Source organism: Micromonospora terminaliae (assembly GCF_009671205.1).
Taxonomy (GTDB): Bacteria; Actinomycetota; Actinomycetes; order Mycobacteriales; family Micromonosporaceae; genus Micromonospora; species Micromonospora terminaliae.
In genome coordinates, this window is sequence record NZ_CP045309.1 from 2779204 (window position 1) to 2805790 (window position 26587).

Genomic DNA, 26587 nt, shown 5'->3' on the forward strand with positions numbered 1-26587 from the left:
GGACCCGCACCGGCTCGGCCGGTGCGGGTCCTCGCTCGTTCCGGCAGGCACCGGCGGCACACACCCGCACTGCTGGCGCGGCATTCGTGATTTCAAACTCCGCCGTTGTCACGATTTCGGGGTGCGAAAATCACGCGCCGGTCATGACTCATCACACTTTGCCCACCCCTCCGCCGTCCGCAGGATTGACCTCACCCGATCAGCCGGTGGAGGCAGACGACATGGACGAACGGTACGACTCGTACTGCGCGGTCGATCCGCTGTTCTACGACTCGCTCGCCAGCTCGGACGTCGAGGCCCCCGGCTACGCGGCGGACCGCCCGCCGGCGCCCGGCTGGGAGCGCGAGGTCAAGGACGACTGGCTGGTCCACGGTCCGGTCGCCGGTTCGCTCCCCTCGCAGGGCTGGAAGATCCACGTCTCGGCCCGGCTGGACAACGCCGAGCGGGTGCTGACCCGGGTGATGGACTACTGCGAGCCCCGCGGCATCCCGTTCAAGCACCTGCGCGGCCCGCGGATGCTGCTCATGCGCAACAGCAAGTACGCCCGCCGGGCCGCCAGCGGCAAGTTCGTCACCGTCTACCCCCGCGACGACGCGGAGCTGGAGCTGACCGCCAAGGAACTGGCCGCGCTGCTCGACGGCGAGACCGGGCCGTACATCCTGAGCGACCTGCGGTACGGCGACGGCCCGGTGTACCTGCGCTACGGCGGATTCGCCGCCCGGTACTGCCTCTCGCCGGAGGGCCAGGTGGTGCCGGCCATCGAGGACCCCACCGGCACGCTGGTGCCCGACCGGCGCGACCCGGTCTTCCACGTGCCCGACTGGGTCACCCTGCCCGACTTCCTCGCCCCGCACCTGGCCGCCCGGAACGCCGCGACCACCACCGACCTGCCCTACCGGATCGAGAAGGTCATCCACTTCTCCAACGGCGGCGGTCTCTACGAGGCGCGGGACACCCGCACCGGGGACCGGGTGGTGCTGAAGGAGGCCCGCCCGCACGCCGGGCTGGACGCCACCGGCGCGGACGCGGTGACCCGGCTGCGCCGGGAGGCCGAGACGCTGCGCCGGCTCGCCGGGGTGCCGCACCTGGTACGCGTGCACGACGAGTTCAGCTTCGGCGGCCACGAGTTCCTGGCGCTGCCGTTCGTCGACGGCCGCCCCCTGAACAAGCTGGTGGTGGAGCGCTACCCGCTGGTCCACCTCGACGCCGACCGGGAGGCGTACACCCGGTGGGCACTGGACCTGCACCGGCAGGTCGCCGAGGCGGTGGACGCCATCCACGCCCACGGCGTGGTCTACGGCGACCTGCACATGTTCAACATCATGGTGGGCGACGACGGGACCGTCACGCTCGTCGACTTCGAGGTCGCGACCCCCGCCGCGGCGGCCGCCCGGCCGGCACTGCGCAACCAGGCCTTCGCCGCGCCCCGCGACCGGACCGGCTTCGACGTGGACCGGTACGCCCTGGCCTGCCTGCGCCTGGCCCTCTTCCTGCCGCTGACCGCGATGCTCCGGCTGGCGCCCGAGAAGGCCGCCCACCTGGCCGAGGTGGTGGCGGAGCACTTCCCCGTCCCCCGCGAGCTGCTCGACGAGTCGGTCGCCGTGATCCTCGGCGAGGCCGCGACCGGGACCGGCCACACGCCCGGCCACCCGGTCGGGCCGCGGACCGACCCGGAGGACTGGCCGGCACTGCGGGACCGGCTCGCCGCCGCGATCGGCGCGAGCGCCACCCCGCACCGCGACGACCGGCTCTTCCCCGGCGACATCCGGCAGTTCGCCGGCGCCGACGGCGGGCTGAACCTGGCCCACGGCGCGGCCGGGGTGCTCTGGGCGCTGCACACCAGCGGCGCCGGCACCGACCCCGGGCACGAGCGATGGCTGATCGACCGGGTGCGGGAACCCGCGTCGGGCAGCCGGCTCGGCTTCTACGACGGGCTGCACGGCGTCGCGTACGTGCTGGACCTGCTCGGGCACCGCGCCGAGGCGCTGCGGCTGCTGGACCGCTGCCTCGACGAGCCGTGGACCGAGCTGGGCGACGACCTGATGAGCGGCCTGTCCGGTGTCGCGCTCAACCTGGCTTACTTCGCCGGGCGCACCGGCGACCGGCGGTACGCCGACGCCGCCCGGCGAGCGGCCGCCGTGGTCGTCGGTCGGCTCGGCGACGTGGAATCGGTCGCCGAGGTCAGCGGCGGCCGCCACCCGTACGCGGGACTGCTCCGGGGTGGCGCCGGCACCGCGCTGATGCTGCTGCGGATGTACGAACTGGACCACGACGAGAGCCTCCTCGACCACGCCGCGACGGCGCTGCGGCAGGACCTGCGCCGGTGCGTCCGGCGCGAGGCCGGCCACCTGGAGGTCAACGAGGGCTGGCGGACCATGCCCTACCTCGCCGAGGGCAGCGTGGGCATCGGCCTGGTGCTCGACCAGTACCTGCGCCACCGCGGCGACGAGGATTTCCGCGGCGCGGCCGAGGACATCCGCCGCTGCGCCGACTTTCCGTTCTACGCCCAGTCCGGGCTGTTCGCCGGCCGCGCCGGGATCGTGACGTACCTGGCCGGACGAGGTGAGCGGGAACCGGCTCGCCGGCAGGCCCGGCTGCTGAGCTGGCACGCCCTGCCCTACCGGGACGGGATCGCCTTCCCCGGCGAGCAGCTGCTGCGGCTGTCCATGGACCTTGCCACCGGCACCGCCGGAGTGCTGAGCGCCCTCGCGGCGACCCGGCCGGCGAGCCCGGGCCGGCTGCCGTTCCTCACGCCACTGCCCGGCGCGGCACCCGCCCGGCCCACCCCACCGGCCGGCGACTGACCGGCCCCACCAGCTCCCCGGGGGCAACCCCGGGGTGGTCCGACCCGACGCGCACCGAAGGAGGTGACACGACATGGCCCTGCTCGACCTCCAGGGGATGGAGCTGCCGGCCGCCGAGCGTACCGGCGGGGGCAGCCAGGCGAGCCTGCTGCTCTGCGGCGACAGCTCGCTGAGCATCACCACCTGCAAGTGACCCGGCCGTCCACCCACGACGGCCACCACCGACACATCCGTCACGACAGAAGGAGAAGGATCATGGCTCTGCTCGACCTCCAGGCGATGGAACTGCCGACGACCGAGAACCACGGCGGGGGCAGCCAGGCGAGCCTGCTGCTCTGCGGCGACAGCTCGCTGAGCGTCACCACCTGCAACTGACGGACAGTTCGCCTGGCCCCGGGCCGGCTCACGCCGGTCCGGGGCCGCGCCCGTGGAGGTGCCATGACCCCGGCCGACCGGCTCCTGTGGCGCGCCGTCGGGTCCGCCGGCTGGTGGACCCCGGTGCTGCTCGGGGCCACCGTGGCCGGGGCGGCGGCCGAGCTGGCGCTGCCCGCGGCGCTGGGCCGCGCGGTCGACGCCGCCGTAGGCGCCACCGCCGGGGAGTCCGCCGGTCGCTGGCTCGCCGCGGTTGGCGCACTGGTCGTCCTCCTGGTCGGCGCGGGCGTGGTGCGGGACTACGGCACCGGCGCGGCGAGCGCCCGTTCCGTCGCCGGCCTGCGCCACACGCTGATCCGCCACATCCTCGCGCTCGATCCCCGCACGGCGGCCCGCCACCCGGTGGGTGACCTGGTCGGTCGCCTGGTGGGCCAGGTGGCCGACGCCGGGCAGGCCGCACCGACCCTCGTGCTGGCCGGCACCGTCCTGCTGCCGCCGGTGGGCAGCCTGGTGGCCCTCACCATGATCGATCCATGGCTCGGCGCGACGTTCGTCGTCGGGCTGGTGCTGCTGGGCGTGCTGTTGCGCGGGTTCGTCGCCGACGCGTCCGCCGCGGTCGCCGGCTACCAGCGGGCCCAGGGGCACCTCGCCGGGCTGATGGTGGAGGCGCTGGCCGGCGCGCGGACCATCGCCGCCGCCGGCACCGCCGGGCGGGAGGTCGACCGCGTCCTGACCCCGGTCCCGGAGCTGCGGCGGCACGGCACGCGGACGTGGACGGTGCTGGCCGGGGCCGCGACCCGGGGCGCCGTGCTCAGTCCGATGCTGCAACTGGCCGTGGTGACCGTGGGCGGGCTCTCCCTGGCCGCCGGGCGGCTGACTCCGGGAGACCTGCTGGCCGCCCTCCAGTACGCCGCGCTCGGCGCCGGCCTCGGCACCGTGGTCAGCGCCCTCAACAAGGCCGTGCGGGTACGCGCCGGCTGCCGTCGCGCGGCCGAGGTGCTCACCGAACCGGTCCGCCGGTACGGCGACCGGACCCTGCCGCCCGGCCCCGGCTGCCTGGAGCTGCGCGGGGTCAGTGTCCGGGCCGACGACGGCCGGCCGCTGCTCGACGGGGTGGACCTGCGGGTGCCGGGGGGCGCCCTGCTCGCCGTCGTCGGCCCGTCCGGCGCCGGCAAGTCCCTGCTCGCCGCCGTCGCCGGCCGGCTGCGCGACCCGGACGCCGGGGAGGTGCGGCTGGACGGGACGCCGCTGCCGGATCTGTCCGCGGCGGCGCTGCACGCGGCGGTCGGCTACGGGTTCGAACGGCCCGTACTGGTCGGCGAGACGGTGGGCGCCGCCGTCGGGTGCGGCGCCGACCCGGTGCCGGTGGCCCGGGCCGCGGCCATCCACGACTTCGTCGAGCGGCTGCCCGACCGGTACGGCACGCCGCTGGCCGAGGTCGCCATGTCGGGCGGGGAACGCCAGCGGCTCGGCCTGGCCCGCGCGCTGCGGGCCGAGCGGCTGCTCGTCCTCGACGACGCCACGTCCAGCCTGGACACGGTGACCGAGTACCGGGTGAACCGCGCGCTGACCGACCGGGCGGACCGGCGTACCCGGGTGGTGGTGAGCCACCGGGTCGGCACGGCCGCCCGGGCCGACCTGGTGGCCTGGGTGGCGGCCGGACGGATCCGCGCGGTCGGCCCGCACGCCGTGCTCTGGGACGACCCCGCCTACCGGGCGGTGTTCCGCTCGTGACCACGGTCGGTGCGGTGACCCGGGCCGCGCTGCGGGTACGGCGGGCCGCGCTGGTGCGGCTGGCCGCGTGGTCGGCGGCCGAGGCGCTGCCGGCGGCGCTCACCGGGCTGTTGACCGCGCGGGCCGTGGACGCCGGCTTCCTGGCCGGGCGCCCGGATGTCGGGCTGCTCTGGCTGGGGCTGCTGGCCGCCGCCGTGCTGGTCGGCGCCGTGGGCACCAACCGGGCGTACGCGTGCCTCGGCGACGTGGTCGAGCCGTTCCGCGACGACCTGCTACGCCGGGTGGTGGCCGGCGCGCTGGCGGGCGCGACGGACGGCCGGGTCGACGACGCGGCGGTGGGCCGCCTGACCCACCAGGTGGAGATCGTCCGGGACACCTGGGCCGGCCTCCTGACGGTGGTCCGCGGCTTCCTGTTCGCCGCGTGCGCCGCGATCGTCGGGCTGTTCTCCCTCGCCGCCCCGGTCGCCCTGCTGGTCACCGTGCCGGTGCTGGCCGGTCTCGGCCTGTTCGCGGCCGCCGTACCTGCGATGATCGCCCGCCAGCGGGAGTACGTGCTCGCCGACGAACGCCTCAGCCGGGTCGCGGTCACCGCGATCGCCGGCCACCGCGACGTGTCGGTGAGCGGCGCGCGCGAGCAGGTCACGCGCTGGGTGGGCCGGCACGTCGACGCGCAGGCGCGGGTGGAACGGCGGCTCGCCGCCATGGCGGTCACCCGTGGCCTGAGCCTGGCCGTCGGTGGCTGGCTGCCGGTGCCGGTGGTCGTGCTCGCCACCCCGTGGCTGGTCCGGCAGGGCCTCGGACCGGGCGCGGTGCTGGGCGCCCTGGTCTACGTCGTCCGGGGGGTGCAACCCGCCCTGCACACCCTCGTCCAGGGCGTGGCCGCCGGGGGGCTGCGGTTCACCGTCACCCTGGACCGGCTCCTGCGGACGGCCGTCCCGGCGCCCGGCGAGGCCGCGCCGGCCGGCGGGGCGCGGCCCGCGCCGCCGGGCCCGCCGGCGCTGTCCCTGCGGGGCGTGACGTTCCGGTACGGGCCGCACGCCGACCCGGTGCTCGACGGCCTCGACCTCGACGTGCCCGACGGCGACCACCTCGTGGTGGTGGGAGCCAGCGGGATCGGCAAGTCCACCCTGGCCGCGGTGATCGCCGGGGTGCTGCCTCCGCAGGCCGGCACGGTCGAGGTGGGCGGGACCCCGGTGGCCGGCGCGACGGCCGCCGAGCTGGCGCGGCGGCGGGTGCTGATCCCGCAGGAGGCGTACGTCTTCACCGGCAGCGTCCGGGACAACCTCCGCTACCTGCGGCCCGACCTGGCGGACCTGGAGATCGCCCGGGCGGCGGCCCGGCTGGGCCTGTCCGAGCTGGTGGACCGGCTCGGCGGGCTGGACGCGACGCTGCGCCCGGCCGGCCTGTCCGCCGGGGAGCGCCAGCAGGTGGCCCTGCTGCGCGCCTGGCTCTCCCCCGCGCCCCTGGTGATCCTGGACGAGGCCACCTGCCACCTCGACCCGGCCACCGAGGCGCGGCTGGAGACCGCGTTCGCCGAGCGGCCCGGCACGCTCGTGGTGATCGCGCACCGGGTCAGTTCGGCGCTGCGCGCCCGCCGGGTGCTGCTGCTCGACGGCGGGCGCGCGCTGCTCGACAGCCACCCGGGGCTGCTGGCCCGGTCGGCCGCGTACCGGGAGCTGGTGGGTTACTGGGAGGCCGGCGCGGAGCCGCTCAGATCCAGCCCGACTCCCGGGCGATCCGCACCGCTTCCAACCGGGTCCGTGCGCCGGTCTTCGCCATGATCCGGGAGAGGTGGTTGCGTACCGTCCCGGCCGACACCGCCAGCTTCTCGGCGATGTCCCGGACCGGATGCCCCTCAGCCGCCACGTCGAGCACCTCCCGCTCGCGGGGCGTCAGCGGGCTGTCGGCCACCTCCAGCGCCGCGACCACCAGCTCGGGATCGAGCACCACCTGACCACGGGCGAGCAGCCGCACGCCCTCGGCGATCCGCTGCGGGGGCACCTCCCGGCTGAGGAAGCCGACCCGTCGCCCGTGCTCGGCGAGCACTGGACGGACCCGGGCGGCGCGGCGCCGTTCCACCAGGACCAGCAGCCGCCCGCCGCCGTCGGGGTCGCCCCCGGCGGCGATCCGGGCGAGCTGGTGCAGGGGTACGAGGTCGGCGTCGACGACGGCGACGTCCGGACGGTCGTCCCGCAACGCCTCACGCAGGGCGTGCGCCGTGGCCGCCTCGCCGACGACATCGATGTCGCCCTCGGCGTCGAGCAGATGGGCGAGGGCCCCCCGAACCAGTCGACCCTTGAGCGCGAGCAGCGTGCGGACCATGGCGACTCCCGGACATGACCCCCCGATCCTGACTTGGCGTGTGCGGCTGATGACGCACCGTCAGGGAATTTAATCGAAGATGACCGTTACGCAACACCCCTGTGATCCGCGTGTCGTCAGATCCAGCACGCGTCCCTGGCCCGCTCGACCGCCTCCCAGCGGTTCCGCGCGCCGGTCTTGCGCAACAGGCTGGACACGTGGTTGCGCACGGTGCCCGGCGCGAGGTGGAGCCGCTTCGCGATCTCCGCGGTCCGGAGCCCCTCCGCCGCCGCCGCGGCCACCTCGCGCTCCCGTTCGCTGAGCGGGTTCACCGCGGCGTCGAGGGCGGCGAGCGCCGTCAACGGGTCGATCATGCGCTGCCCGCGGGCCACCGCCCGCAGCATCTCGACCAGCTCCTCCGGCGGCACGTCCGTGGCGACCACCCCGCGGACCCGGGCGCCGAGGGCCCGGCGCAGCGCCCGGGCGGTGCGGCGGGCGGTCAGCACGACGACGGCGCACCCGTCGGCGTCCGGTCCGGTGACCACAGCGGGGTCGTCCACCGCGTCGAGATCCACCAGCAGCAGGTCGGGACGGCAGGCGGCGAGCAGCGCCGGCACGCTCCCGGCCGGCTCCGTGTCGCCGACCACCGCGAAGCCCGGCGTGGCGGCGAGGACCGCGACCACGGCGGTCCGCAGCAGGCCCGGCTCCGCGACCACCGCCACCCGCACCGGCGCGGAGACCGTCCCGTCCCGTACGTCGCCCACCTGGACCACTGTGCCGGAAGGACCCGCGGATAGTCGAGTTCGCTCGAGGTTGTCCAACATAGGGCGGTCCCGGCGGCACCTGCGGACGTCGGGTTCCGCCGGTCAGCCCTGCCGCAGCGCCGGCATCGGGACCGGCACGGCGAGCGCGGTGGCCCCGGCGCCCGCGCCCTTCTCACACGTGTTCGGCGGCACGGTGCCGATGCCCCGCGTGGCGGGGCGTTCCGCCGCCCAGAACATGAAGCCCAGCATGCCGGCCGTGCTGCCCGCGCCGTGCGGCGCGACGCTCTGCACGTACGGGGCGGCCGCCTTCTGCACGGAGGTGGCGTAGTCGACGCACTCGGGGAGCGGCTTGCCGCCGTAGGCCAGGTAGACCGCGCCGGTGAACTTGGCCGGGGCGAGCGGGGGCACCGGCGGGTTGTACTGCGCCTTGCCGTCGACGTGCTCCTGCCAGTTCGCCTGCGCGGTGCCGGCGGCGACCGGCCGGGCCGTGACCATGGCGTTGGCGTAGTCGAGCACCGGGGCGTCGGTGCGCAGCCAATCCGCGGTGGCCTTGCGGTTGAGGTCGATCAGCCAGCGGTCGCCGGCGGCCACGTCGATGGTGAGCCGGGCCGGCGCGCGGGCGCCCGTGGCGTCGTACGGGTGGACGGCCCGGTAGGCGTCGATGAAGGACTGGAGGCCGGCCAGGTTCGGGCCGGTGTTCTGCTCGTAGTCGATCTCGATGCCGACGCCGAGCCGGGTGGCCACCGCGGCGGCCCGCTGCCCGAGCAGGGTGGGATTCTCCGCGAGCGCCGCGTCCCAGTCGTCGGTGTAGGTGATGCCGCCGATCGAGAGCATCACCCGGACGCCGCGGCTCGTGAAGTACTGCACGATCTCGCTGGTCATGCCGCGCGGCACCCCGTCGAGGGTGGTGGCGTCGGTGGTCTGGCGCAGCAGGTCGAGCGGGTTGACGAAGCTCAGCACCACGAGGTTGACCGAGGGCCGGCCGTCGCCGCGGTCGACCAGCCAGTGGTTCTGACTGTCGAACTGGGTGACGGTGCGGGCCGTGCCCCAGGTGCAGAAGTCGTCGCCGCAGTGCCAGGCGCCGTAGACCTGGACGGGGGCGGCCGCCAGCGGCACGGGCGCGGGCGCGGCGACGGCCGGGCCGGTGGTGGCGAGGACGAGCAGCAGAGCGGCAAGAAGTACCGAGCGTCGCATGGGGACCTCCCCGACTGTTCAGTACGCCTTGTTTACAGTAGGGCGACGACCTGCGTCAATGCGTCGCGGCGATCCGGTCCAGCACGCGTCGCTGGAAGGCGCGGGCCTCCGGGCCGGCCGGCGGGAGGCCGCCCCGGCGGGCCGCGATCGACCGGCGGATCAGCTCGCCGTCCGGGTCGTCGGCCTCGATCCGCCGTCCGGCGTCCACCTTCCCCAGCCAGACGCCGTCGCGGCAGCGGACCAGCGCGCGGCAGGCGCCGAGCACCGCGTCCTCCGCGCCGGGAGCGGGGGCGTCGCCGGCCGGGGTGGGCAGCGCCAGCCACCAGCGCAGCGCCTCGACCAGCAGCCGCCGCAGCTCCGCGGGCCCCGGGTCGGCGAAGACGTCGGCGGCGGGCGGGCCGAGCAGGACCAGCCCGGACTGGCGCAGGATGCTGCGGTCCAGCGCGTACCAGAACCGCCCGTCGGCGGCGGGCCGGTCGGCCGGGTCGTAGGTGGCCCGGAACGGCATGGTGGCGCCCGTGTTCAGCTCGACCTCGAAGCCCGGCTCGGGGGTGCCGGAGGCGGCCACGTCCCGCCGGTAGACCACGAGTTCGAGGCCGCGCGCGGGGCAGGGCAGCGCCTCGTGCCGCAGCCGGTCCACCAGCGCCCGCTTCGCCGGCCCGTCGACCGGCCGGGCGACCACGAGCGCCACGTCCACGTCGCTGCGCCCCGGCTGGTAGACGCCCAGCCCGACCGAGCCCGCCGCGTACGCGCCGACCAGGTCGTCGCCGAGCACGGCCCGGGCCCGCCCGACCAGCTCGTCGAGGTAGCGCCGCACGTCGTCGTCCATGCCGGCATCCTGCCGGTCGGCGCCGCGGCGGTGCGGGGCGGGGTCAGTCCGGCGGGTCGGGGCAGCAGACGGTGAGCGCGCCGGGAACCGTCTTCACCTTCAGCTTCTTCGCCGTGCCCCGCGCACCGCCGTCCAGCTCGTACGTCTTCGGCTCGGCGAAGCGGACGGTGACCCTGCGTCCCCGGGTGATCCGCACGAACGGCGACTCGTCGGAGCGGCCGGCGGCCATCCGGCCCAGCGTGCGGGCCCAGTCCACGGCACCACTGGCGGTGGAGACGCCGATCTCCAGCGCGCCGTCGTCGGGGCGGGCGTCGTCGAAGGCGGGGATGCCGCCGGTGATGGTGCCGACGTTGCCGAAGAGCACGCAGCTCGCCTCGCCGTCGAACCAGTCCGCGCCGTCGACCCGGATCCGGGTCCGTACGCACTCGCCGCGGACGTGCCGCAGCCCGGTCCAGACGTACGCGATCCGGCCGAGCCGGCCCTTCAGCTTGCGGTCGGCGTCGCGGATCAGGTCGCCGTCGAAGCCGGCGCCGGCCATCACCGCGAAGTGCTCCCCGTTGAGCCGGCCCAGGTCCAGCTCCCGCCGCCGGCCGTGCAGGGCGATCCGGAGCGCCTCGGGCAGGTCGGCGGGGATGCCGAGGTTGGTGGCGAAGAGGCTGGCGGTGCCGGCGGGCAGGATGCCCATGGGCACGTCCGATCCGGCCAGGGTGTCGGCACAGCGCTGCACCATGCCGTCGCCGCCCCAGACCAGGACCAGCTCGGCGCCCTTGCCGAGCGCCTTGCGGACCTTCTTCGGCGCCTTGCGGCTCTTCGGCACCTCGTACCAGAGGAGCCGCCCGACCCCGGCGGCGACGAGGCCGGCGCGCAGCTCGTCGAGACCGCCGCCGAAGGTCTTCTTCCGGTGGGCGACGACCGCCACCACGCCGGCCGGCGGTACGCCGGTGTCGGTCGCGGGACGGTCGGCCGTGCTCGTGCTCATGACTCCCGTGGGTACCCCGCCGCCAGTTCTCCCACGCCTGCCGGGCGGGCGACGCGCCCGATTCGGATCAGCCGCATACTGTGATCGACCGACCTCGTTCGGTAGAGTACGGGCGATCGTCGGCGCGGTCCGGCGATCGGAGGGGTGCCCGGGATGACTCGACGCGGCGGACGGCTGACGCGAGCCGCGCTGCGTCTCGGCCTGCTGCTCGGCGGGGTCGCCGTGGCGTGGGGCGCCCACGAGATCGCCAACGCGGCCGCCGCCCACGCCGCCGAGCGCCCGCCCGCCGTCGACCGGCTCACCGACGTGTTGAACCCGGTCCTCGACAGGGTGAAACCGCTCCTCTCGCCCGGTCGGGCCGTCGCCGACCCGCACAGGGCCGGCAGTGCGCCCGCGCCGACCGGACGCGCCGACCGGCCGCGCGAGCGCTCCCGCCCCGACCACCGGGCCGACACCCGACGGGCCGACCGGCGCGCCGCCACACCGCGCGAGCGGTCCCGCCCCCGACCCGGCCACCGGGCCGACCCCCGTAAGGGCGGCCACCGCGCCGCCCCGGCCGCCCGGCCCGGATCGGGCCGGGACGACGGGCGACGGGCCGGGCCGGAGCGCGATCGCGGCGCGCCGCCGGGCGTGGTGGTCACGCCGGTGCGCGCCCGGGTGCTCGAGCCGGTGACGGGCGCCCTCCGACCCGTCATCGGCCGGCTGCGGCACGGGGAGCCCGCCCCCGCCGCCGGCGATGCCCGCCCGGTCGGTCCCGGCGTGCTCACCCCGGTCGGCAGGGTGCTCGCCCCGATCAGCAAGCGGCTTCCCCCGGGGCTCGACCCGGTGTGGCAGGCCCTGAAGCGATTGGGCGAGCCGCTGGGCCACGCGCTGGAGGCGATCAAGCCGGCCAAACCGTCCAAACCGGTGACCGGTGTGCCCGACCCGCCCGCCGGACCGGTGACGGCACCGCCGGCCGCGACGCCTTCGCCGCCCGCCGCCGAGCGGACCACCCCGGACGAGCCGACCGGCCCCGTCGACGAACCTGGACGCACCTGGGCAGGCGCGGTCGGGGCAGACGCGCACGGGTCGGCGGTCCGCCGCCCGGCGGACGCCACCGCCGTGGCGTCGCCCGAGCCGGCCGGCGCCGAGCGACCGCGCCTGCCGCGGCCGGACCGGGACCGCGCGCCGGCCACACCGGTCCCGGCGGGCAACGGCGGGGTCGGGTCGTCCGGTGCCGCCCACGGCGATACCGCCGCCACAAGCGCCACCGTCTGGGTCCCGCCGATCCTGACGGGCCGGCGCTGCCACGCGGCCGACGGTCCGGCGCGGGCCTCCCACTCGCCCCGCCCGGGCACCCGGCCCGCCTGACCGCCCGCGGTAGCGGCGACCGCCCGCACCGCGCCCCGGCTCCCTCCCTCGCCCGACAGTTGCGCGGCCACTCACGGCCGGCGCCGGCCAAGGACCATCCCGGCGCCCTGCGACTTCCGCGATCACTCTGGTGACCAGGAGTTCCCTCATGAGCACAGCCACACCCGTCGTCCGGGCCCGGTGGTGCGACATCGGCCGGATCGCCGATCTCGTCGCCGACGCACTCTCCCCCACCGCCCTCGCGGCGTGGCTCGTCCCCGACACGCAACGCCGCACCGCCGTGCTGGCGGCCGTGGCCCGGATCTGGACCGAACACGCGATGTTGTTCGGCGACGCGTTCCTGCTCCACGACGGCACGGCGGCGACCGTCTGGTTCCATCGCTACCGGCCCATCCCGTCGCCGAGCCGGTACGCCGACCGCCTGGCCGCGGCCGCCGGCCCCGACGAGGAGCGCTTCCTGCGGCTCGACGAGGCGCTCGCTGCCCGCCGACCGGCGGAGGCGCACAACCACCTCGCGCTGCTCGCCGCGCCCGGCCCGGCGGCCGCCCGGCGCGCCGCCGCGGTGCTGGCCGGGGCGCAACGGTGGATGGACACGCTGAGCCTGCCGACCTACGCCGAGGCGTTCACGGAGACCGACCGGGACCTGTTCCGGCGGCACGGGTACGCCGACCGGGAAGCCTTCACCGGGCCGGGCGACACCACCACCCACCCGATGTGGCGCCTCTCGCCGCTCTGGGCCGGCCGGTCCGGGGGCAACGGGCGCTGGCCGGTGCGCCGGATCGGCAGCCCGACCAGCAACGGCCGGGCCACCGGGTGGGCCCTGCGCTGAGCAGGATCCGGGCCGGGGCGGCGGTCATCCGCCCCGGCCCGGGTCGGCTCAGCGCAGCGGCGGGTTGGCGTACCGCACCAGTTCGAGAGCCTGCTGGTCGAACCACGCGCCGGCGGCCGGGTCGGCCATGCCGCCGCGCGCCGGGTCCCGCCCGGTGCCGGTGCCCCGGTCGCACTGCCCGTCGGACTGGCCGGGCGTCTTCACCCAGAGGAACGCGTCGGCGAGCGGGTCACCGGTGGCCGTGGTGGGGCGCAGGCCGAGCCCACGGTCGGGCGGGTTGCACCAGGTCTGCGGGTCCGGCCAGGTCACCCCTGCCGGCGCCGTCCACGGACCCTGCCCGTTGCGGCTGGTGTCCACCACGAAGTGGGCCAGCTGGTCGGCCGGCACGTCGCCGACGTTCTCGGCGTACCAGGCGTCGGTGCGGCCCCAGGTGCTGAAGTCGGCCGGGTCGGCCGGGTAGTACTGGCTGGCGCACCACTCGAAGTGGCCGCGTGCCCACTCGGGGCCCTCGGTGCCGTAGTACACGCACCTGGCGATCCAGTTGCCGTACTTGAGCTGCCGCTCGGTGGTCTCGTAGTTGGAGACGTTCAGGAAGAAACCGTCGGCCCGGCCGACACCGGCCTTGACCAGCCGGTCGGCGGCATCGCCGACGCCCAGCCAGGCGCTGTGCGTCCCGTCGAGGTAGACGCTCGTGCGGGGCAGGGCGGCGAGCTTGTCGACGGCGTAGTTCAGCATGGCGAACCGGTCGGCGGCGGCCGTCGCCGGGTCCGCCTCGGCCGGGCGGCACCAGTCCTGGGTGCCGTTGATCGTGGTGTACCAGGGGATGATGCCGAGGCCGTCGGGCTCCAGCATGACGGCCACCTCGTGGCCGCCGATGCCGCGGGCGAAGGCGTCGATCCACTGCTCGTACTCGGCCACCGAGGTGGCGCCGCCGGCCGAGTACTGCGCGCAGTCGCGGAACGGGATGTTGTAGGCCACCAGCACGGGCACGGTCTTCTTGCCGGCCGCCCGGCGTACCTCGGCGTTCACGGTCCGGGTCACCGCGGCGGCGGAGCCGCCGGTCACCCACACCGCCTGCGGCGTGTGGACCATGGCGCGCACTCCGGCGGCCTCCCGGTAGCGGCCGGCGGCGGTCAGCTCGGCGATCTGGGCCACCGCGCCGTGGTCGGGCCGGGGGGTGTAGAAGCGCACGCCGTCGCGGAGTTCCGCGCCGGCCGGCGCGGGCGAGAAGGGCACGGCCGCGGCGAGGGTCGCGGCGACGGCGGCCAGACCGGTGAGGGTACGCCGCCGGAAGGAAGTCAGGGCCACGTCATTGCTCCTGAAGGGGACGGGGGAACGGGTGATGGGAGCGTTCCCGCAGCTCGTCCGAGCCTGCCCGGCGCAGCCGCGACTGTCAATGTCCCACGCCCGCGGGGACCACCACCGCCGCACCGGATGACGCGGGAGGCCGGTGCCGTCGTCGCAGCTCCGCTAGCCTGCGAGCCGGGCAGGGACACGATTCGGGCGAGGAGTCGGAGGGTAACGAGTGCGGATGCATCAGACCGGTGACTACGACGACGCTTCCGCGACCCCCACTCCGGGGCGCAAGCGCCGACGGCATCGCCTGCTGGTCTTCCTGGCGGTGTTCGCGCTGCTGGCGGGCTCGGGCCTGGTGGCCGGCGGCTACTACTTCGACAGCGTGCCGACCCCCACCGACCTCAAGCTGCCGGAGTCGACCACCGTCTACTACGCCGACGGGCGCACCCCCATGGCGAAGCTGGGCGCGGAGAACCGCACCATCGTCCCGTACGACCAGATGAACGACTCGGCCAAGCAGGCCATCGTGGCGGCCGAGGACCGCACCTTCTGGACCAACAAGGGCGTGGACTTCAAGGGCGTGCTCCGGGCGGCCTGGGCGAACGTCACCGGCGGGCAGCGGCAGGGCGCCTCCACCCTCACCCAGCAGTACGCGCGGGTCGCCGCCGACCTGCGCGGGGTGACCTACTCGCGGAAGCTGCGCGAGGCGGTCGTCGCCTGGAAGCTCGACGACACCTACAGCAAGGAGGAGATCCTCGGCTTCTACCTGAACACCGTCCCGTTCGGGCGGGGCGCCTACGGGATCGAGGCCGCCGCACAGACCTTCTTCGGCAAGACGGTGCGCCGGGACGCCCCGCCGCAGCAGCAGCTCACCCCGGCCGAGGCGATGGTGCTCTGCGCCATGGTGAAGCAGCCGGAGGCGGACCCGGCCGACCCCGAGGGCTCGCCCGGCTACGACCCCCGCCGCAACGCACTCGCCAGGCAGAACTCGATCGACCGCTGGAACTACATCCGCGACGGCATGGTGAAGCTCGGTTACCTCACGCCGGAGCAGGCGGCGAACCTGGCGTACCCGGACTCGGTGCGGCCCATCGACCCGAACGCGGGCCGCTCGGGCCTGGACCGGCCGACCGGCCTGGTGGTCAACCACGTGCTCAGCGAGCTGCGGGAGACCGAGGCGTTCCGCGGCAAGCCCGACGAGGTGATCCGAGACGGCGGCTACAAGATCGTCACCACCATCGACAAGCGGGTGCAGGACGCCGCGGAGGCCGCCGCCGACATCCGCCGGGACAGCGCACCGGAGGCGGTCCGCGGCCAGCCGAAGAACTGGCAGGCCGCGCTCGTCGCCGTGGAGCCCGGCACCGGCCGGGTGCTCGGCTACTACGGCGGCAACAGCGGCTCCGGCGCCGACTACGCCGGCTGGTACCGCGACGAGAACGGCCAGGCCCGCGGGTTCGGCCAGCACCCGCCGGGCTCGTCGTTCAAGGTGTACGACCTGGCCGCCGCCGTCGAGAACGACATCTCCGTGAAGCAGCGGTTCGACTCGCCCGACACCAAGGAGTTCCCGGAGTCGGGCCGGACCAAGGGCAGCGCGGCCGGCCCGATCCGCAACGCCGAGCACGCGCCCTGCCAGCCGAACTGCGCGCTCTGGGAGGCGACCGTCGCCTCGCTGAACGTCACCTACTTCGAGCTGACCGAGAAGCTCGGCACCGCCAAGGTCATCGACATGGCGAAGCGGGCCGGGGTCGAGTCGATGTGGGAGACGGTCAAGGGCAACCCGCAGCCGCAACGTGTGGACCTGCGGAGCGAGCCCGCCGACGAGGTGGCCCGGCGGTTCTCCACCGAGGTCGGCATCGGCCAGTACGGCATCAGCGTCCAGGACCACGCCAACGGGATGGCCACGTTCGCGGCCGGCGGCAAGCGGGCCGACGCGCACTTCGTCCGGTCGGTGACCAAGGGCGACGAGAAGGTCTACGGCGAGCAGCTCAGGACGACCGACCTGGGCCTCGGCCAGGAGGCGCTCAACCAGCTCGACTGGACGCTGCGCCGGGTCAAGGCGGCCAAGCTGGACAACGACTGGGACTCCGCCGGCAAGACCGGCACCTGGCAGGCCGGGCAGAGCACCACCCAGAACGTGCACACGTGGATGGTCGGCTGGACCGGGGCGCTCGCCTCCGCCGTCTGGCTGGGCACCACCGACGGCAAGCCGCTCAAGACGAAGGACGGCAGCTACGAGGTCTACGGCTCCACCGGGCCCGGGCCGATCTGGCGGCAGTTCATGACGGACGCGACCGCGGCGTTGAAGCTCGACCCGGACAAGTACCGGTTCGCCGAGCCGGCGTTCCCGGACGACGCCCCGGAGACCCCGGCCCCGACGACCCCACCGGCGTCCGCCTCGCCCACCCCGTCGGCGTCGCCGACGCCGAGCCCGACCCCGTCGCGCCCGAGCCCCAGCCCGACTGAGCGGCCGACCTCCCGGCCGACCATCTCGCCCTCGCTCACCCCGCTGCCGACCCTGTCACCGTCGAAGACCCGGCGACCCCGGTGACCGCGGGTCGGCCGTGGGCGACGGGTGCGATGATCGGCCGGTGGTGAACCCGACGACGCAGGCGATCCGGTCGGCCTGGGCGGCGCTGGGCGGGGACCCGGCCGCCGCCGCGGCGGTCCGGACGGCCGGTCCCGCCGGGGCGCTGCCGGCCCGGCTGCCGGTCACCGACCTGGCCGTGGCCTGCGTCGCCGCCGCCGGGCTGGCCGGCCTGGAGCTGGCCCGGGCCCGCGGGGCCGCGACGGACGGCCCGCTGACCGTCGACAGCCGTGCGGTGGCGGTCTCCTTCACCAGCGATCGGCACCTGCGGGTGGACGGGCAGGCGTTCAGCGGTTTTGCCCCGCTGTCCCGGTTCTGGCCGACCGCCGACGGCTGGGTGCGTACCCACGCCAACTACCCGCACCACCGGCGGCGGCTGCTGGCCGCGCTCGACCTCGACCCGGCGCGGCCCGACGACGAGGTGCTCGTGGCGGCCGTGGGCGAGCGGATCGGCGCCCGCCCGGCCGTCGAGGTCGAACAGCGGGTCACGGCGGCCCGCGGGCTCGCCATCGCGGCCCGCAGCCCGGAGGAGTGGGACGCCCACCCGCAGGCCGTGGCCGTCGCGGCGGAACCCCTGGTCCGGCTGCGGGCCGACGCGCCGGCGGCGGCCCGTCCGGCGCCACCCGCGCCGCCCGGCCTGCCCGCCACCGGGGTACGCGTGCTCGACCTGACCCGGGTCATCGCCGGCCCGGTGGCCACCCGCTTCCTGGCCCTGCTCGGCGCCGACGTGCTGCGCGTCGACTCCCCCGGGCTGCCCGAGCTGGAGCCGCAGCACCTGGACACCGACGCCGGCAAGCGCTCCACCCTGCTCGACCTGGGCCGGGACGCCGATCGGGCCCGGTTCGCGGCGCTGCTCGCCGACGCCGACGTGGTGGTCACCGGCTACCGGCCGGGAGCGCTGGACCGGTGGGGCCTCTCCCCCGAGGCGCTGCGCCGCCACCACCCCGACCTGGTGGTGGCGCGGCTGTCGGCCTGGGGCGGCGGCCCGTGGGCCGGGCGGCGCAGCTTCGACAGCCTGGTGCAGGCCGCCACCGGGATCGCCGACATCGAGCGGCGGCCGGACGGCGCACCCGGTGTGCTGCCCGCCCAGGCGCTCGACCACGGCACCGGCTACCTGCTCGCGGCTGCGGTGCTGCGGGCGCTGGCCCGGCGCGCCGTCGACGGGGGCGCGTGGACGGCCGAGTTGTCGCTGGCGCGTACCGCCCGGTGGCTGCGGCAGGAGCTGCCGGCCGGGCCGGTCCCGGACGCCGCGCCGCCCGACCCCGACCCCTGGTGCGCCGAGCGGGACTCGCCCGCGGGCCGCCTCCGGTACGCGCTGCCGCCGGTCACCCTGCCCGGCGGCCGGCGGGACTGGGCTAGCCCGCCGACGCGGTGGGGCGGCGACCCGCCGGCCTGGCCGGCCCGCTGAGCGCGGAGCCGCCGCCGGGCGGGACCGGCTCGCCGCCCACCGCCGGACGGACCCGGGTCAGGGGGCGAGCACGAGCCGCCGCAGCTCGCCGTCGAGGGTGGCCGCGTCCACACCGCCCGGCCAGCCGCGCAGCAGCGCGCCACCCTTGGCCACGACCACCACGGCCGGGGGCTCGCGGACCGCGTACGACCGCCAGATCGTGCCGTCGGCGTCGAGCACGACCGGGTAGTCGACGCGGTGTTCCCGCAGGTAGCGCTGGACGTCCTCGGGCCGGTCCTCGGTGGCCACGCCGACGAGGACCACCTCGTCGGAGTGGCGGCGGGCCAGCTCGCTCAGGGCCGCCTGGCGGTCGGCGCAGAGCGTGCACCAGGAGGTGAAGAAGACGAGCACGACCGGACGGTCGGCCCACAGGTCGGCGAGGGCGACCGGGCTGCCGTCGGTGAGCGCGCCGGTGACGGCGGGCGCGCCGGGCGCCCCGGACGGCCCCGGGCGCAGCGCGAGGCCCGCCGGAGGGGGGCCGGGCAACGCGGCGGCCCCACCGGCGACCGGCGCCGGCCGGGCGGGCGGCTCGTCCCCGCCGGAGCAGCCGGTCACGCCGAGCGTCGCGGCCACGGCCACGGCGGCCAGGCGGGCGCCGTACCCCCGGGTCATGACGGCACCACGGCGACCAGCGCCGGCCCCTCGGTGTCGTTCGGGGTGAGGTCGACCGGCGGGTGGCCGTCCACGACCAGCCGGTAGGCGTCCCGCGCGGCCAGGTCGACCGGCACGGCGAACTCGCAGTACGTCGGCACGCGCGTGACCTCCAGGTCCTCGGCGAAGGTCGCCACCGACCGGCCCGGGGACAGCGCGCCCTCGGCGAGGGTCCGGCCCGCGGCGTCGACCACCTGGAACGGCGACCGGTTGTGGAAGTGCGTGTACGGGCCGGTGCCGGCGCACTCGACGCCCGCCGGCCGGATGTTGATGTCCCGGACGAGCACCCGCACGGTCATCGCCGTCCGGGCCTCCTCGGCGTCACCGCACGCGGTGAGCGCGCCGGTGAGCAGCGACGGCAGCACCAGCGCTGCCAGCAGGCGACGCATCGGTCCTCCTGGTCGTCGGGGCGGGTCCGGGGCGGCGCGGCCACGCGGGCCGCACCGCCCCGGTCTCGCGGTCAGCCGAGCTGCGCCCGGGGCCGTTCGACCCGGCACTGGCTGGTCACGGTCCGGCTCGGGTCGCTCTCCGAGGTGGCCGTGAGCGTCACCAGGGTGGTCGCGCTCGCGCCGGAGCCGGCGCCGACCGAGACGGCGACCGGGGTGCTGGCCCCGAACTCGGCCGTGGCCAGCTCGTTCGGCAGTTCCACCCGCCAGCCCTGGCCGCCGACGCTGGCCGAGAGCCGGTAGACGTCGGAGCGCAGGTACGCCCCGGCGTCCTCCGGGTGCGGCTGCCCGCCGGCCACGTACGTCCCGGTGTTGGTCAGGTCGAACGTGCAGGTGGCGCCCTTGCCGGTGGGCTCGCCCCGGGTCACCAGGTGACCCTTGGACAGCGCCACCCCGTGCGTGCTCGGCCCGGCGCCGTCCAGCGACCGGACGGCCACCGTGTACGACAGCACCCCGTCGCCGTCCCGGCGCAGGTTGAGCACGTAGAAGTGCAGCCGGTTGGCCTCGTCCACGTACTCGTACTCGCTGCCGGAGTTGGCCCCGGCGTGGAACAGCGCGTCGGACAGCTGGCGGTAGTCGCCCATGGTGATCTTCTGCGGGGTGCCGTTCGGCTGGTAGAAGTCGACCATGTCGATGTCCTGCGGGTTGGCGTCGACCACCCACACGAACGGCGCGCTGTCGGTGTTCTTGGTCTTGCTGATGAGCACGCCGTTGTCCGGGGTGAACGAGTCCGCGCCCAGCCGGTCGACGACCTCGACGGTGTAGTTGTTGTACCGGCCGCCGTCGCAGAGCGGGTCGGTCGTGACGGTGCACGCCGGCGAGCGGTCGGTGTTCATGGCGATGTTGAGGCCGGTGAGCCCGCCGGGCCCGGCGTCCACGGCCCGGGCCGTCACGTCGGCGACCACCATCCCGGAGGTGGCCAGACCCTCGCGGGACAGCCGCAGCACGTGCTCCTCACCGAGCAGACCGATCTTCAGCTTGTCCCGCAGCATGTGCAGCGAGCCCATCGACCCGCCGTTGACCGGTGGGATCTGCCAGCGGGTGTGCGGCCCGCCCGGCCCGTTGAACGACCCGCGCGACATCATGCTCCAGATGCCGGTGTACGCGCGGCGCAACGGCGTGCCGTACGGGTTGTTGTAGTTGTCCCCGATGCTCAGCAGGTGGCTCAGCTCGTGGGCGTACACGCCCTGGCCGGAGCTCTCCGCCTGGGTGGAGGAGCCACCGCCGGCGTTCGGCCAGATGGTCGCGGCCGCCTTCCACGAGGTCCACTCGACGTACCGGGTCTTCGCGTAGTTGGGCAGGGCGGGGTCGGGCGGGCCCCACGCGTCCGGCACGTCCTCCTTGGTCTGGAACATCATCTGGCCGAACTCCTGCCAGGTCGACGACTCGTCCTGGCCGGCCGAGAGGATGAAGACCAGCTCGAAGCTGTCGGCCACCGCGTCGCCGACGGCCGCGCGCCAGGCGCCCAGCCCGTCGGTGCGGATGTTCTTCGCGCACGCGTCCCCGGCGGGGCAGGCGCCGGGGTTGAAGCCGTTGTCGATGCCGTACTGGTAGGACTTCGCGGGCATCCGGTACGGGCCGAAGCCGCTGAGGTCCACGCCGTACCGGCCGTTGGAGTCCTGCATCCAGTACTCGTGCAGGGTGTGTCCCCGGTTGAGGTCGCCCGGCTTGTTGAGGAAGTCGGTGTAGAACCCCGCGACCCGGTCGCGGGGCACGTTGGCGGCGGTCGCCTGAGGGTTGCCGAAGACCGTCGAGCCGGCGGGCTGCGTGATGACGAACGGCTGGTCCACGTAGTCCAGCGTGACCAGCGCGATGTTGAAGTTGCGGACGGAGCCGCGCACGGTCGGGTCCGCCCAGTTCCGCCCCGGCACCGGCCGGTAGTCGTCCCAGGTCATCGTGTCGGGGTTCTGCCAGCGCTGGGGGTCGAGCGGCTGGAACGGGGCGGGCCCGGCCGGCGGGTCGCCCGGTGCGGCGAGGGCCGGTCCGGCGGAGCCGGTCGCGACCAGAACGGTCGTGACGGCGGCCGCCAGCACCGAGCGCCAGACCGCACGCCTGGTGGGCAGAAGGCGCATCGAGTCACCTCTCAGGTCGGGAGCGGGTGGGGGCGGGGCGATCAGGAGGCACTCGCCGCCCGCATTGATCACGCCCGATACCGACCCTAGGAGCCGGCCGCCGGGGCGGTCACCGTGCAGATGTCGGCAGGTGGACCGGCGACTTCCGACACGTGCAGGACGGTCATGTCGCGGGCACCGGCCCGGTGTCGGCCCCCTCGGCCCGCCGCAGGTCCCGGCACAGCCGCTCCTGCAGATCGGGCGGCAGCGCGGCACGGGGCGGGCGGCACGGACCGCCGTACCGGCCGGCCAGGCCCATGGCCAGCTTCACCGCCTGCACCCCTTCGGTGCGGGCGCCCCAGCCGAGCAGGGGGTGCAACCGGGCGTAGAGCGGCAGCGCGGCGGCCAGGTCGCGGGCCGCGCAGAGCCGGTGCAGGCGCAGGCAGAGCCGGGGCAGGGCGTTGGGGCAGCGCGCGAGCCACCCGGTCGCGCCGCACACGGTCAGCTCCAGCAGCACGTCGTCGGCGCCGGCCAGCACGTCGAGGTGCGGGCAGAGGTCGCGTACCCGGTGCAGCCGGCGGACGTCGTCCTCCCGTACCGCCACCACGCCGTCGGTCTCGGCGATCCGGGCCAGCAGGTCCGGCGTGAGGTCCACGGTGGCCTCGGCCGGATCGCGGCACACCACCACGGGCAGCCCGACGGCGGCCACCTCGCGGTAGTGGGCCACCACCTCGGCGGGGCCCCCCGGGTAGCCGACCGGCGGCGGGGCGAGCACCGCCCCCGCCCCGGCGGCCCGCGCCTGCTCGGCCCACTGGCAGGCCTGCCGGCTGCCGTACCCCCCGACGGCCGGCAGCACCGCGCAGCCCGGCGGCGCGGCCTCCACGGCGGCGCGGACCACGTCGGCGCGCTCCCCTTCGGACAGGGCGGCGTACTCCCCCAGCGGGCCGCACGGCGCCACACCCCGGCAGCCGGCGTCGCCGAGCCACCGCACGTGCTCCTGGAGCCGGTCGTAGTCGACGGAGAGGTCGTTCCGGAACGGCGTGGGGAGGGCGACGACGACACCCTGCCACGGCGTGGTTGCGGCCACGTCGGTGTTCCCTTCTCGGCGGAACCGGCCCCGCACACGTTAGGGGCGTCCCGGCCCGCGGTCTTCCGACAGATGCCGGAAAAGCTCACTGTTACCTGGCACGGCCACCGCGGGTATTGCGCGCCCGGCCAACATCATCGGAGGGTAGGCCCAGGGGTCCGTACCAGCACACATGCGGCCCGCCCCGTGCGGTGACCCCGCCGGGACCCGGGCCGGTCCGGGGGAAGCGCATGCGCATGGAGCTGCAACGCATCGTCGACCGGGTCGCGGCGCGGGTGAAGCGTCCGGCACTCATCGAGGACCGGCGCCAGCGGGTCGTGGTCTACAGCGAACACACCGGGGTGATCGACGGGGTACGCCGCAGCGCGATCCTGCGCCGGCACAACACCCCGGAGGTGATCGCCTGGGCCCGGGAGATCGGCGTCATGGAAGCCCGGCAGCCGGTGCGTACCCCGGCCTGCCCCGACCTGGACCTGCTGCCCCGGGTCTGCGTGCCCATCCGGCACCAAGACCTGCTGCTGGGTTTCGTGTGGTTCATCGACGCGGCGGAGGGAATGTCCGACGAGGACATCTCGGTGGTGACCGAGGCGATGCCGGACCTGTCGCTGGCCCTCTACCGGGAGAACCTGCTCGGCGAGCTGACCTCGCAGCGGGAGGCGGAGGCGACCCGTACGCTCCTCGTGGAGTCCCCCGAGGCCCGGCGGGAGGCGGTACGGTCGCTGCTCACCGACGGCGTGGTGGCCCGCGACGGCCAGGTCACCGCCCTGGTCGCCCAGCTCGCGGCGACCCGGGACGACGTGCTCGACGACAAGGCCCGCATCGCCCTGGAGCACGCGCTGGTGGCCACCCGGCAGTGGGTGGGGTCGCGCGAGACCCTGCACCTGGTCCGGCACGACCACGGGGTGCTGCTGCTGTGCGGCGGGCGGGCCACCGGCCGGGTGGCGGCCGAGGACGCCGCCGCGCACCTCGACCAGGCGCTGCGGGCCGCGACCCGGGGGCTGGCGTCGGTGAGCCGGACGGTGCTGGGCGTCGGTGACGGCCGGCCCCGGCTCTACGACAGCCTGCTGTCCTACCAGGAGGCGTTCCAGGCCGCCCGGGTGGGCGTGCAACTGCCCGCCCTGGGCCCGGTCGTGCCCTGGGCCGACCTGGGCATCTACCGCCTGCTGTCCGGCGTGGACACCCGGCACCTGGACGTCGCGCGGGTCCACCCGGGGCTGGGCCGGCTGCTCGGCGACGAGGCGCACCAGGTGCTGCTGGAGACCCTGGAGGTCTACCTGGACCTGGCCGGCAACGCCCATGCCACCGCCGAACGGCTGCGCCTGCACCGGACCACCCTGTACTACCGGCTCCAGCGGGTGGAGCTGCTCGCCGGCACCGACCTCAAGGACGGCAACGAGCGGCTGTGCCTGCACCTGGCGCTGAAACTGGGCCGGCTCACCGGCGGGTACCAGCCGGGCCGGTGACCGGGGCGGGACGATTACGCCCCGCCCCGGTGTCCCCTAGAGGCCCGCGGCCTCGGCCGCGGTCCGGCCGCCGACGATCGGCAGGGTGAGCCGGCTGCGGTCGAAGTGCACGGTGATGTGCGCCCGGTTCTGCTTGGCCCGGCTGCTGTAGCCCGAGTACGACCCGAGCAGCACCACGCCGATCTGGTGGCCGGCGGCGAAGACGTAGTCCTCGGGGAGCAGGTTCAGGTCGACCGCGGTCTTCTGCCCGGGCACGAGCGGCGTGGACACCGACGGCGAGTCGAGGTTGAGGCCGTCGATGACGCCCTTGGTGACCAGCTCCTGCGGGTTGGTCGCGACGGTCTTCTCCGTCTTCCGGTAGCAGGCGTTCTCGGCGAAGCCGCCCCAGGTCGCCGTCTCGCCCCAGCAGTCCTCCTCGGTCAGCGTGCGGATGCCGTCACCGCTGGTGCTGAACCGCGCGCGGGTGCCGTAGTCGACGAGGAGCCCCGCGAAGCTGGTGTCCTCGCCGTCGACGGTCGCGTTGATCTTCACGACCGGCGTGCCCGAGACGTGCAGCGGCGCCGTCAGCGGCGCGGACAGGAACACCAGGCGGTTCTCGGTGTTGGCCGCCGGGTCCGACGGGTGCCGGATGGCGTTGGCGGCGCTCATCGTGGGGGTGTCCTGGAAGGTCGCCGACCCGTTGCCGGGGCCGGAGCGGACGGCGAGCCCGCCGACGTTCCCGGCCTCCGGCGCCCGGAGGAACACCTGCGTCGGCCGGGCGTCCGGCAGCGGCCAGGTGCGGGCGGTCTCCCAGACGTCCGGCGCCCGCTCGATGTCGACGGCCGGCTCCCGCATGATCCCGGTGTCGAGGCCCTGGAGCCACTGGTCGAACCAGCGGTGCAGGGTGTCCACCCAGGCACCCCGCCGGAAGTCGAACGGGTCGACGTGGCCGGTGCCGGTCAGCCAGAGCTTGCGCGGCACGCCCTGCTCGCCGAGCGCCGTCCACCACTTGCTGAAGTGGTCCGGCCGGACGTTGTCGTCGTTGATGCCGTGCACCACGAAGACGCTGGCCCGGACCCGGTCGGCGTGCGGCACGTAGTCCCGCTCGGCCCAGAAATCGTTGTAGTCGCCGGTGACGTCGTCGCCGCCCTGTCCGAGGGCGGTACGCACCGCCGCGCAGTGCGCCCGGCGGGCCGGGTTGGTGACCGTGTTGGCGAGGCTCCCCGAGTAGTTGTTCGCCCGGGTGACGAGGCCGTTGCTGCGGGAGTAGTCGTACCAGCTGGAGATCGCCGAGATCGGCACGATGGTGGTCAGCCCCGCCACCCCGTCGGCCGCCGCGGCGTTGGCCAGCGTGCCGTCGTACGACTTGCCGATCATGCCGGTGCGGCCGTTGTGCCAGTCCGCCACGACGGGCCGGCCGGTGGCGTCGACGCCGGGCCGACGCCCGTTGAGCCAGTCGATGGCCGTCGGCGCGCTGATGTTGTCCGCCCGGCCGCCGGTGACCGGGCAGCCGGTCGAGTTGTTGGTGCCGATCATGTCGAGCAGGACCACCGCGTAGCCGCGCGGGACGAAGTAGTTGTCGTAGAACAGCGGCCAGGTGTCGTTGAGCCCGTCGCCGTCCACGTCGGCCTTGCACTCGCTCTCGTTGCCCCGGCAGACCGTCGAGTAGTACGGGCTGGCGTCCATCACCACCGGCACCTTGAGCCCGTTCTCGCTGGCCCGGGGCCGGATGATGTCCATGGCCACGACGTCGCGCGCGCCGTCGTCGTCGGTGTCCACGTCCGAGGTGACGAAGATCCGCTCCCGGACCGCGTCGGCGTACCCGAACACCGGTTGGGTGACGCCGCCCTCCACCACCAGCCGGGCGGGCTCGTCGGCGCCCGGCTGGGCCAGGGCGCCGGTCGCCGGCAGCCCCGTGACGGCGACCACCAGGGCCACCACCGAGGCCCGCCAGGCTCGTCTTCCGCTTCGCATCCGCGTGCTCTCCTCCCCCCGCCGGCCTGGCGACGTGCACAGGGGACACGCCGCCGCGACGGTCGCCCCGAACCTACGGATCGACGGACGTGGCGGTCATCGGACAGCTGTGGGAGATGGCCACCCCCTGCTCCTACGCCTGTCGCACCCGCCGGGAGCCCTCGCCTACGTCAACGGGTATCAATGTGCGCCATCCGCCTACTGCGGCAATCGACGCGGATCGGACCCGGCACCGTCGACCGCCGGGAACATTCACCCTGATCAGGGGCTATTGAAGATCATGGCTTCCTGAATTCCGGGTGACGGCGCCGCGACCGGGCGGAGCCGGTTGCCCGGGTCACCCATTGCTCCCGGCCCGGGCCCGTGTGATTGTGCCCCCAGCGAGTCGCCGACCCCCGGCGGCTCACGATGGTCGATCTGTCGAACCGGGGCCACGCCGGCAGCCTCGGAGGT

Annotated in this window: 21 protein-coding genes; 10 read left to right on the forward strand and 11 right to left on the reverse strand. The window is 75.3% G+C overall.

Annotated features, from left to right (window positions below; all coding sequences use genetic code 11):
* Positions 1-221: 221 nt before the first annotated feature.
* From lanKC to GCE86_RS12530, 5 genes are all read left to right on the forward strand, one after another.
* Entirely contained in the window at positions 222-2804 is a 2583-nt protein-coding gene (gene lanKC / locus GCE86_RS12510; protein WP_154227111.1) for a class III lanthionine synthetase LanKC, read from the forward strand.
* A 73-nt stretch (positions 2805-2877) separates the two neighbouring features.
* The gene (locus GCE86_RS12515; protein WP_088961894.1) at positions 2878-2997 is read left to right on the forward strand and encodes a SapB/AmfS family lanthipeptide; all 120 of its coding nucleotides are present in this window, start codon (positions 2878-2880) and stop codon (positions 2995-2997) included.
* Positions 2998-3059: 62 nt separating this feature from the next.
* Entirely contained in the window at positions 3060-3179 is a 120-nt protein-coding gene (locus GCE86_RS12520; RefSeq protein ID WP_091258469.1) for a SapB/AmfS family lanthipeptide, read from the forward strand.
* Positions 3180-3242: 63 nt separating this feature from the next.
* The gene (locus GCE86_RS12525; protein ID WP_154227112.1) at positions 3243-4910 is read left to right on the forward strand and encodes an ABC transporter ATP-binding protein; all 1668 of its coding nucleotides are present in this window, start codon (positions 3243-3245) and stop codon (positions 4908-4910) included.
* Complete coding sequence (locus tag GCE86_RS12530) at positions 4907-6691, forward strand: ATP-binding cassette domain-containing protein (RefSeq protein WP_154227113.1); 1785 nt, start codon at positions 4907-4909, stop codon at positions 6689-6691. Before GCE86_RS12525 ends, GCE86_RS12530 begins: the two co-directional genes overlap by 4 nt.
* Here the strand turns inward: GCE86_RS12530 and GCE86_RS12535 are convergent.
* The 5 genes from GCE86_RS12535 to GCE86_RS12555 all read right to left on the reverse strand — a co-directional run bounded on the left by GCE86_RS12535 (position 6621) and on the right by GCE86_RS12555 (position 10977).
* Positions 6621-7232 carry a response regulator transcription factor gene (locus GCE86_RS12535; protein WP_154227114.1) on the reverse strand — a complete coding sequence of 204 codons (612 nt, stop codon included), beginning with the start codon at positions 7230-7232 and terminating at the stop codon, positions 6621-6623. The genes GCE86_RS12530 and GCE86_RS12535 overlap by 71 nt on opposite strands.
* 116 nt (positions 7233-7348) lie before the next feature.
* Entirely contained in the window at positions 7349-7975 is a 627-nt protein-coding gene (locus GCE86_RS12540; RefSeq protein WP_163636733.1) for a response regulator transcription factor, read from the reverse strand.
* 102 nt (positions 7976-8077) lie between these two features.
* Complete coding sequence (locus GCE86_RS12545) at positions 8078-9169, reverse strand: glycoside hydrolase family 18 protein (RefSeq protein WP_239542444.1); 1092 nt, start codon at positions 9167-9169, stop codon at positions 8078-8080.
* A 55-nt stretch (positions 9170-9224) separates the two neighbouring features.
* On the reverse strand, positions 9225-9998 hold the full coding sequence (locus tag GCE86_RS12550) for a nucleotidyltransferase domain-containing protein (RefSeq protein ID WP_154227116.1): 774 nt from the start codon (positions 9996-9998) through the stop codon (positions 9225-9227).
* 43 nt (positions 9999-10041) lie between these two features.
* A complete protein-coding gene (locus tag GCE86_RS12555) occupies positions 10042-10977 on the reverse strand; it encodes a diacylglycerol/lipid kinase family protein (RefSeq protein WP_154227117.1) in 936 nt (311 codons plus the stop codon).
* Between the two features lie 153 nt (positions 10978-11130).
* Between GCE86_RS12555 and GCE86_RS12560 the strand changes: the two genes are divergently transcribed.
* Both GCE86_RS12560 and GCE86_RS12565 read left to right on the forward strand, forming a co-directional pair.
* Positions 11131-12327 (forward strand): hypothetical protein, encoded by a 1197-nt coding sequence (locus tag GCE86_RS12560; protein WP_154227118.1) that lies wholly within the window; start codon positions 11131-11133, stop codon positions 12325-12327.
* Positions 12328-12475: 148 nt separating this feature from the next.
* The gene (locus GCE86_RS12565) at positions 12476-13156 is read left to right on the forward strand and encodes a hypothetical protein (RefSeq protein ID WP_154227119.1); all 681 of its coding nucleotides are present in this window, start codon (positions 12476-12478) and stop codon (positions 13154-13156) included.
* A 48-nt stretch (positions 13157-13204) separates the two neighbouring features.
* On the opposite strand, the gene GCE86_RS12570 is transcribed toward GCE86_RS12565, so the two are convergent.
* Positions 13205-14464 carry a glycoside hydrolase family 6 protein gene (locus GCE86_RS12570; RefSeq protein ID WP_420846457.1) on the reverse strand — a complete coding sequence of 420 codons (1260 nt, stop codon included), beginning with the start codon at positions 14462-14464 and terminating at the stop codon, positions 13205-13207.
* Between the two features lie 223 nt (positions 14465-14687).
* Here GCE86_RS12570 and GCE86_RS12575 point away from each other — a divergent pair, with 223 nt between their 5' ends.
* Positions 14688-17000, forward strand: coding sequence for a transglycosylase domain-containing protein (locus GCE86_RS12575; RefSeq protein WP_154227120.1), 2313 nt, complete (start codon positions 14688-14690; stop codon positions 16998-17000).
* 40 nt (positions 17001-17040) lie between these two features.
* Positions 17041-18444 (forward strand): CoA transferase, encoded by a 1404-nt coding sequence (locus tag GCE86_RS12580; RefSeq protein WP_204341997.1) that lies wholly within the window; start codon positions 17041-17043, stop codon positions 18442-18444.
* A 57-nt stretch (positions 18445-18501) separates the two neighbouring features.
* Here the strand turns inward: GCE86_RS12580 and GCE86_RS12585 are convergent, their stop codons facing one another.
* The 4 genes from GCE86_RS12585 to GCE86_RS12600 form a co-directional block, all read right to left on the reverse strand.
* Positions 18502-19095, reverse strand: coding sequence for a TlpA family protein disulfide reductase (locus GCE86_RS12585; RefSeq protein WP_154227121.1), 594 nt, complete (start codon positions 19093-19095; stop codon positions 18502-18504).
* Positions 19092-19523, reverse strand: a complete 432-nt coding sequence (locus tag GCE86_RS12590; protein WP_154227122.1) for a hypothetical protein — start codon at positions 19521-19523, stop codon at positions 19092-19094. Before GCE86_RS12590 ends, GCE86_RS12585 begins: the two co-directional genes overlap by 4 nt.
* A gap of 71 nt (positions 19524-19594) precedes the next feature.
* Positions 19595-21652, reverse strand: a complete 2058-nt coding sequence (locus GCE86_RS12595; protein WP_154227123.1) for a M6 family metalloprotease domain-containing protein — start codon at positions 21650-21652, stop codon at positions 19595-19597.
* A 163-nt stretch (positions 21653-21815) separates the two neighbouring features.
* Complete coding sequence (locus GCE86_RS12600; RefSeq protein ID WP_154227124.1) at positions 21816-22718, reverse strand: dihydrodipicolinate synthase family protein; 903 nt, start codon at positions 22716-22718, stop codon at positions 21816-21818.
* 236 nt (positions 22719-22954) lie between these two features.
* Here GCE86_RS12600 and GCE86_RS12605 point away from each other — a divergent pair, with 236 nt between their 5' ends.
* Positions 22955-24181, forward strand: a complete 1227-nt coding sequence (locus GCE86_RS12605) for a PucR family transcriptional regulator (RefSeq protein WP_154227125.1) — start codon at positions 22955-22957, stop codon at positions 24179-24181.
* Positions 24182-24217: 36 nt separating this feature from the next.
* Here the strand turns inward: GCE86_RS12605 and GCE86_RS12610 are convergent, their stop codons facing one another.
* Complete coding sequence (locus GCE86_RS12610; protein ID WP_154227126.1) at positions 24218-26134, reverse strand: Xaa-Pro dipeptidyl-peptidase; 1917 nt, start codon at positions 26132-26134, stop codon at positions 24218-24220.
* Positions 26135-26587 lie beyond the last annotated feature (453 nt).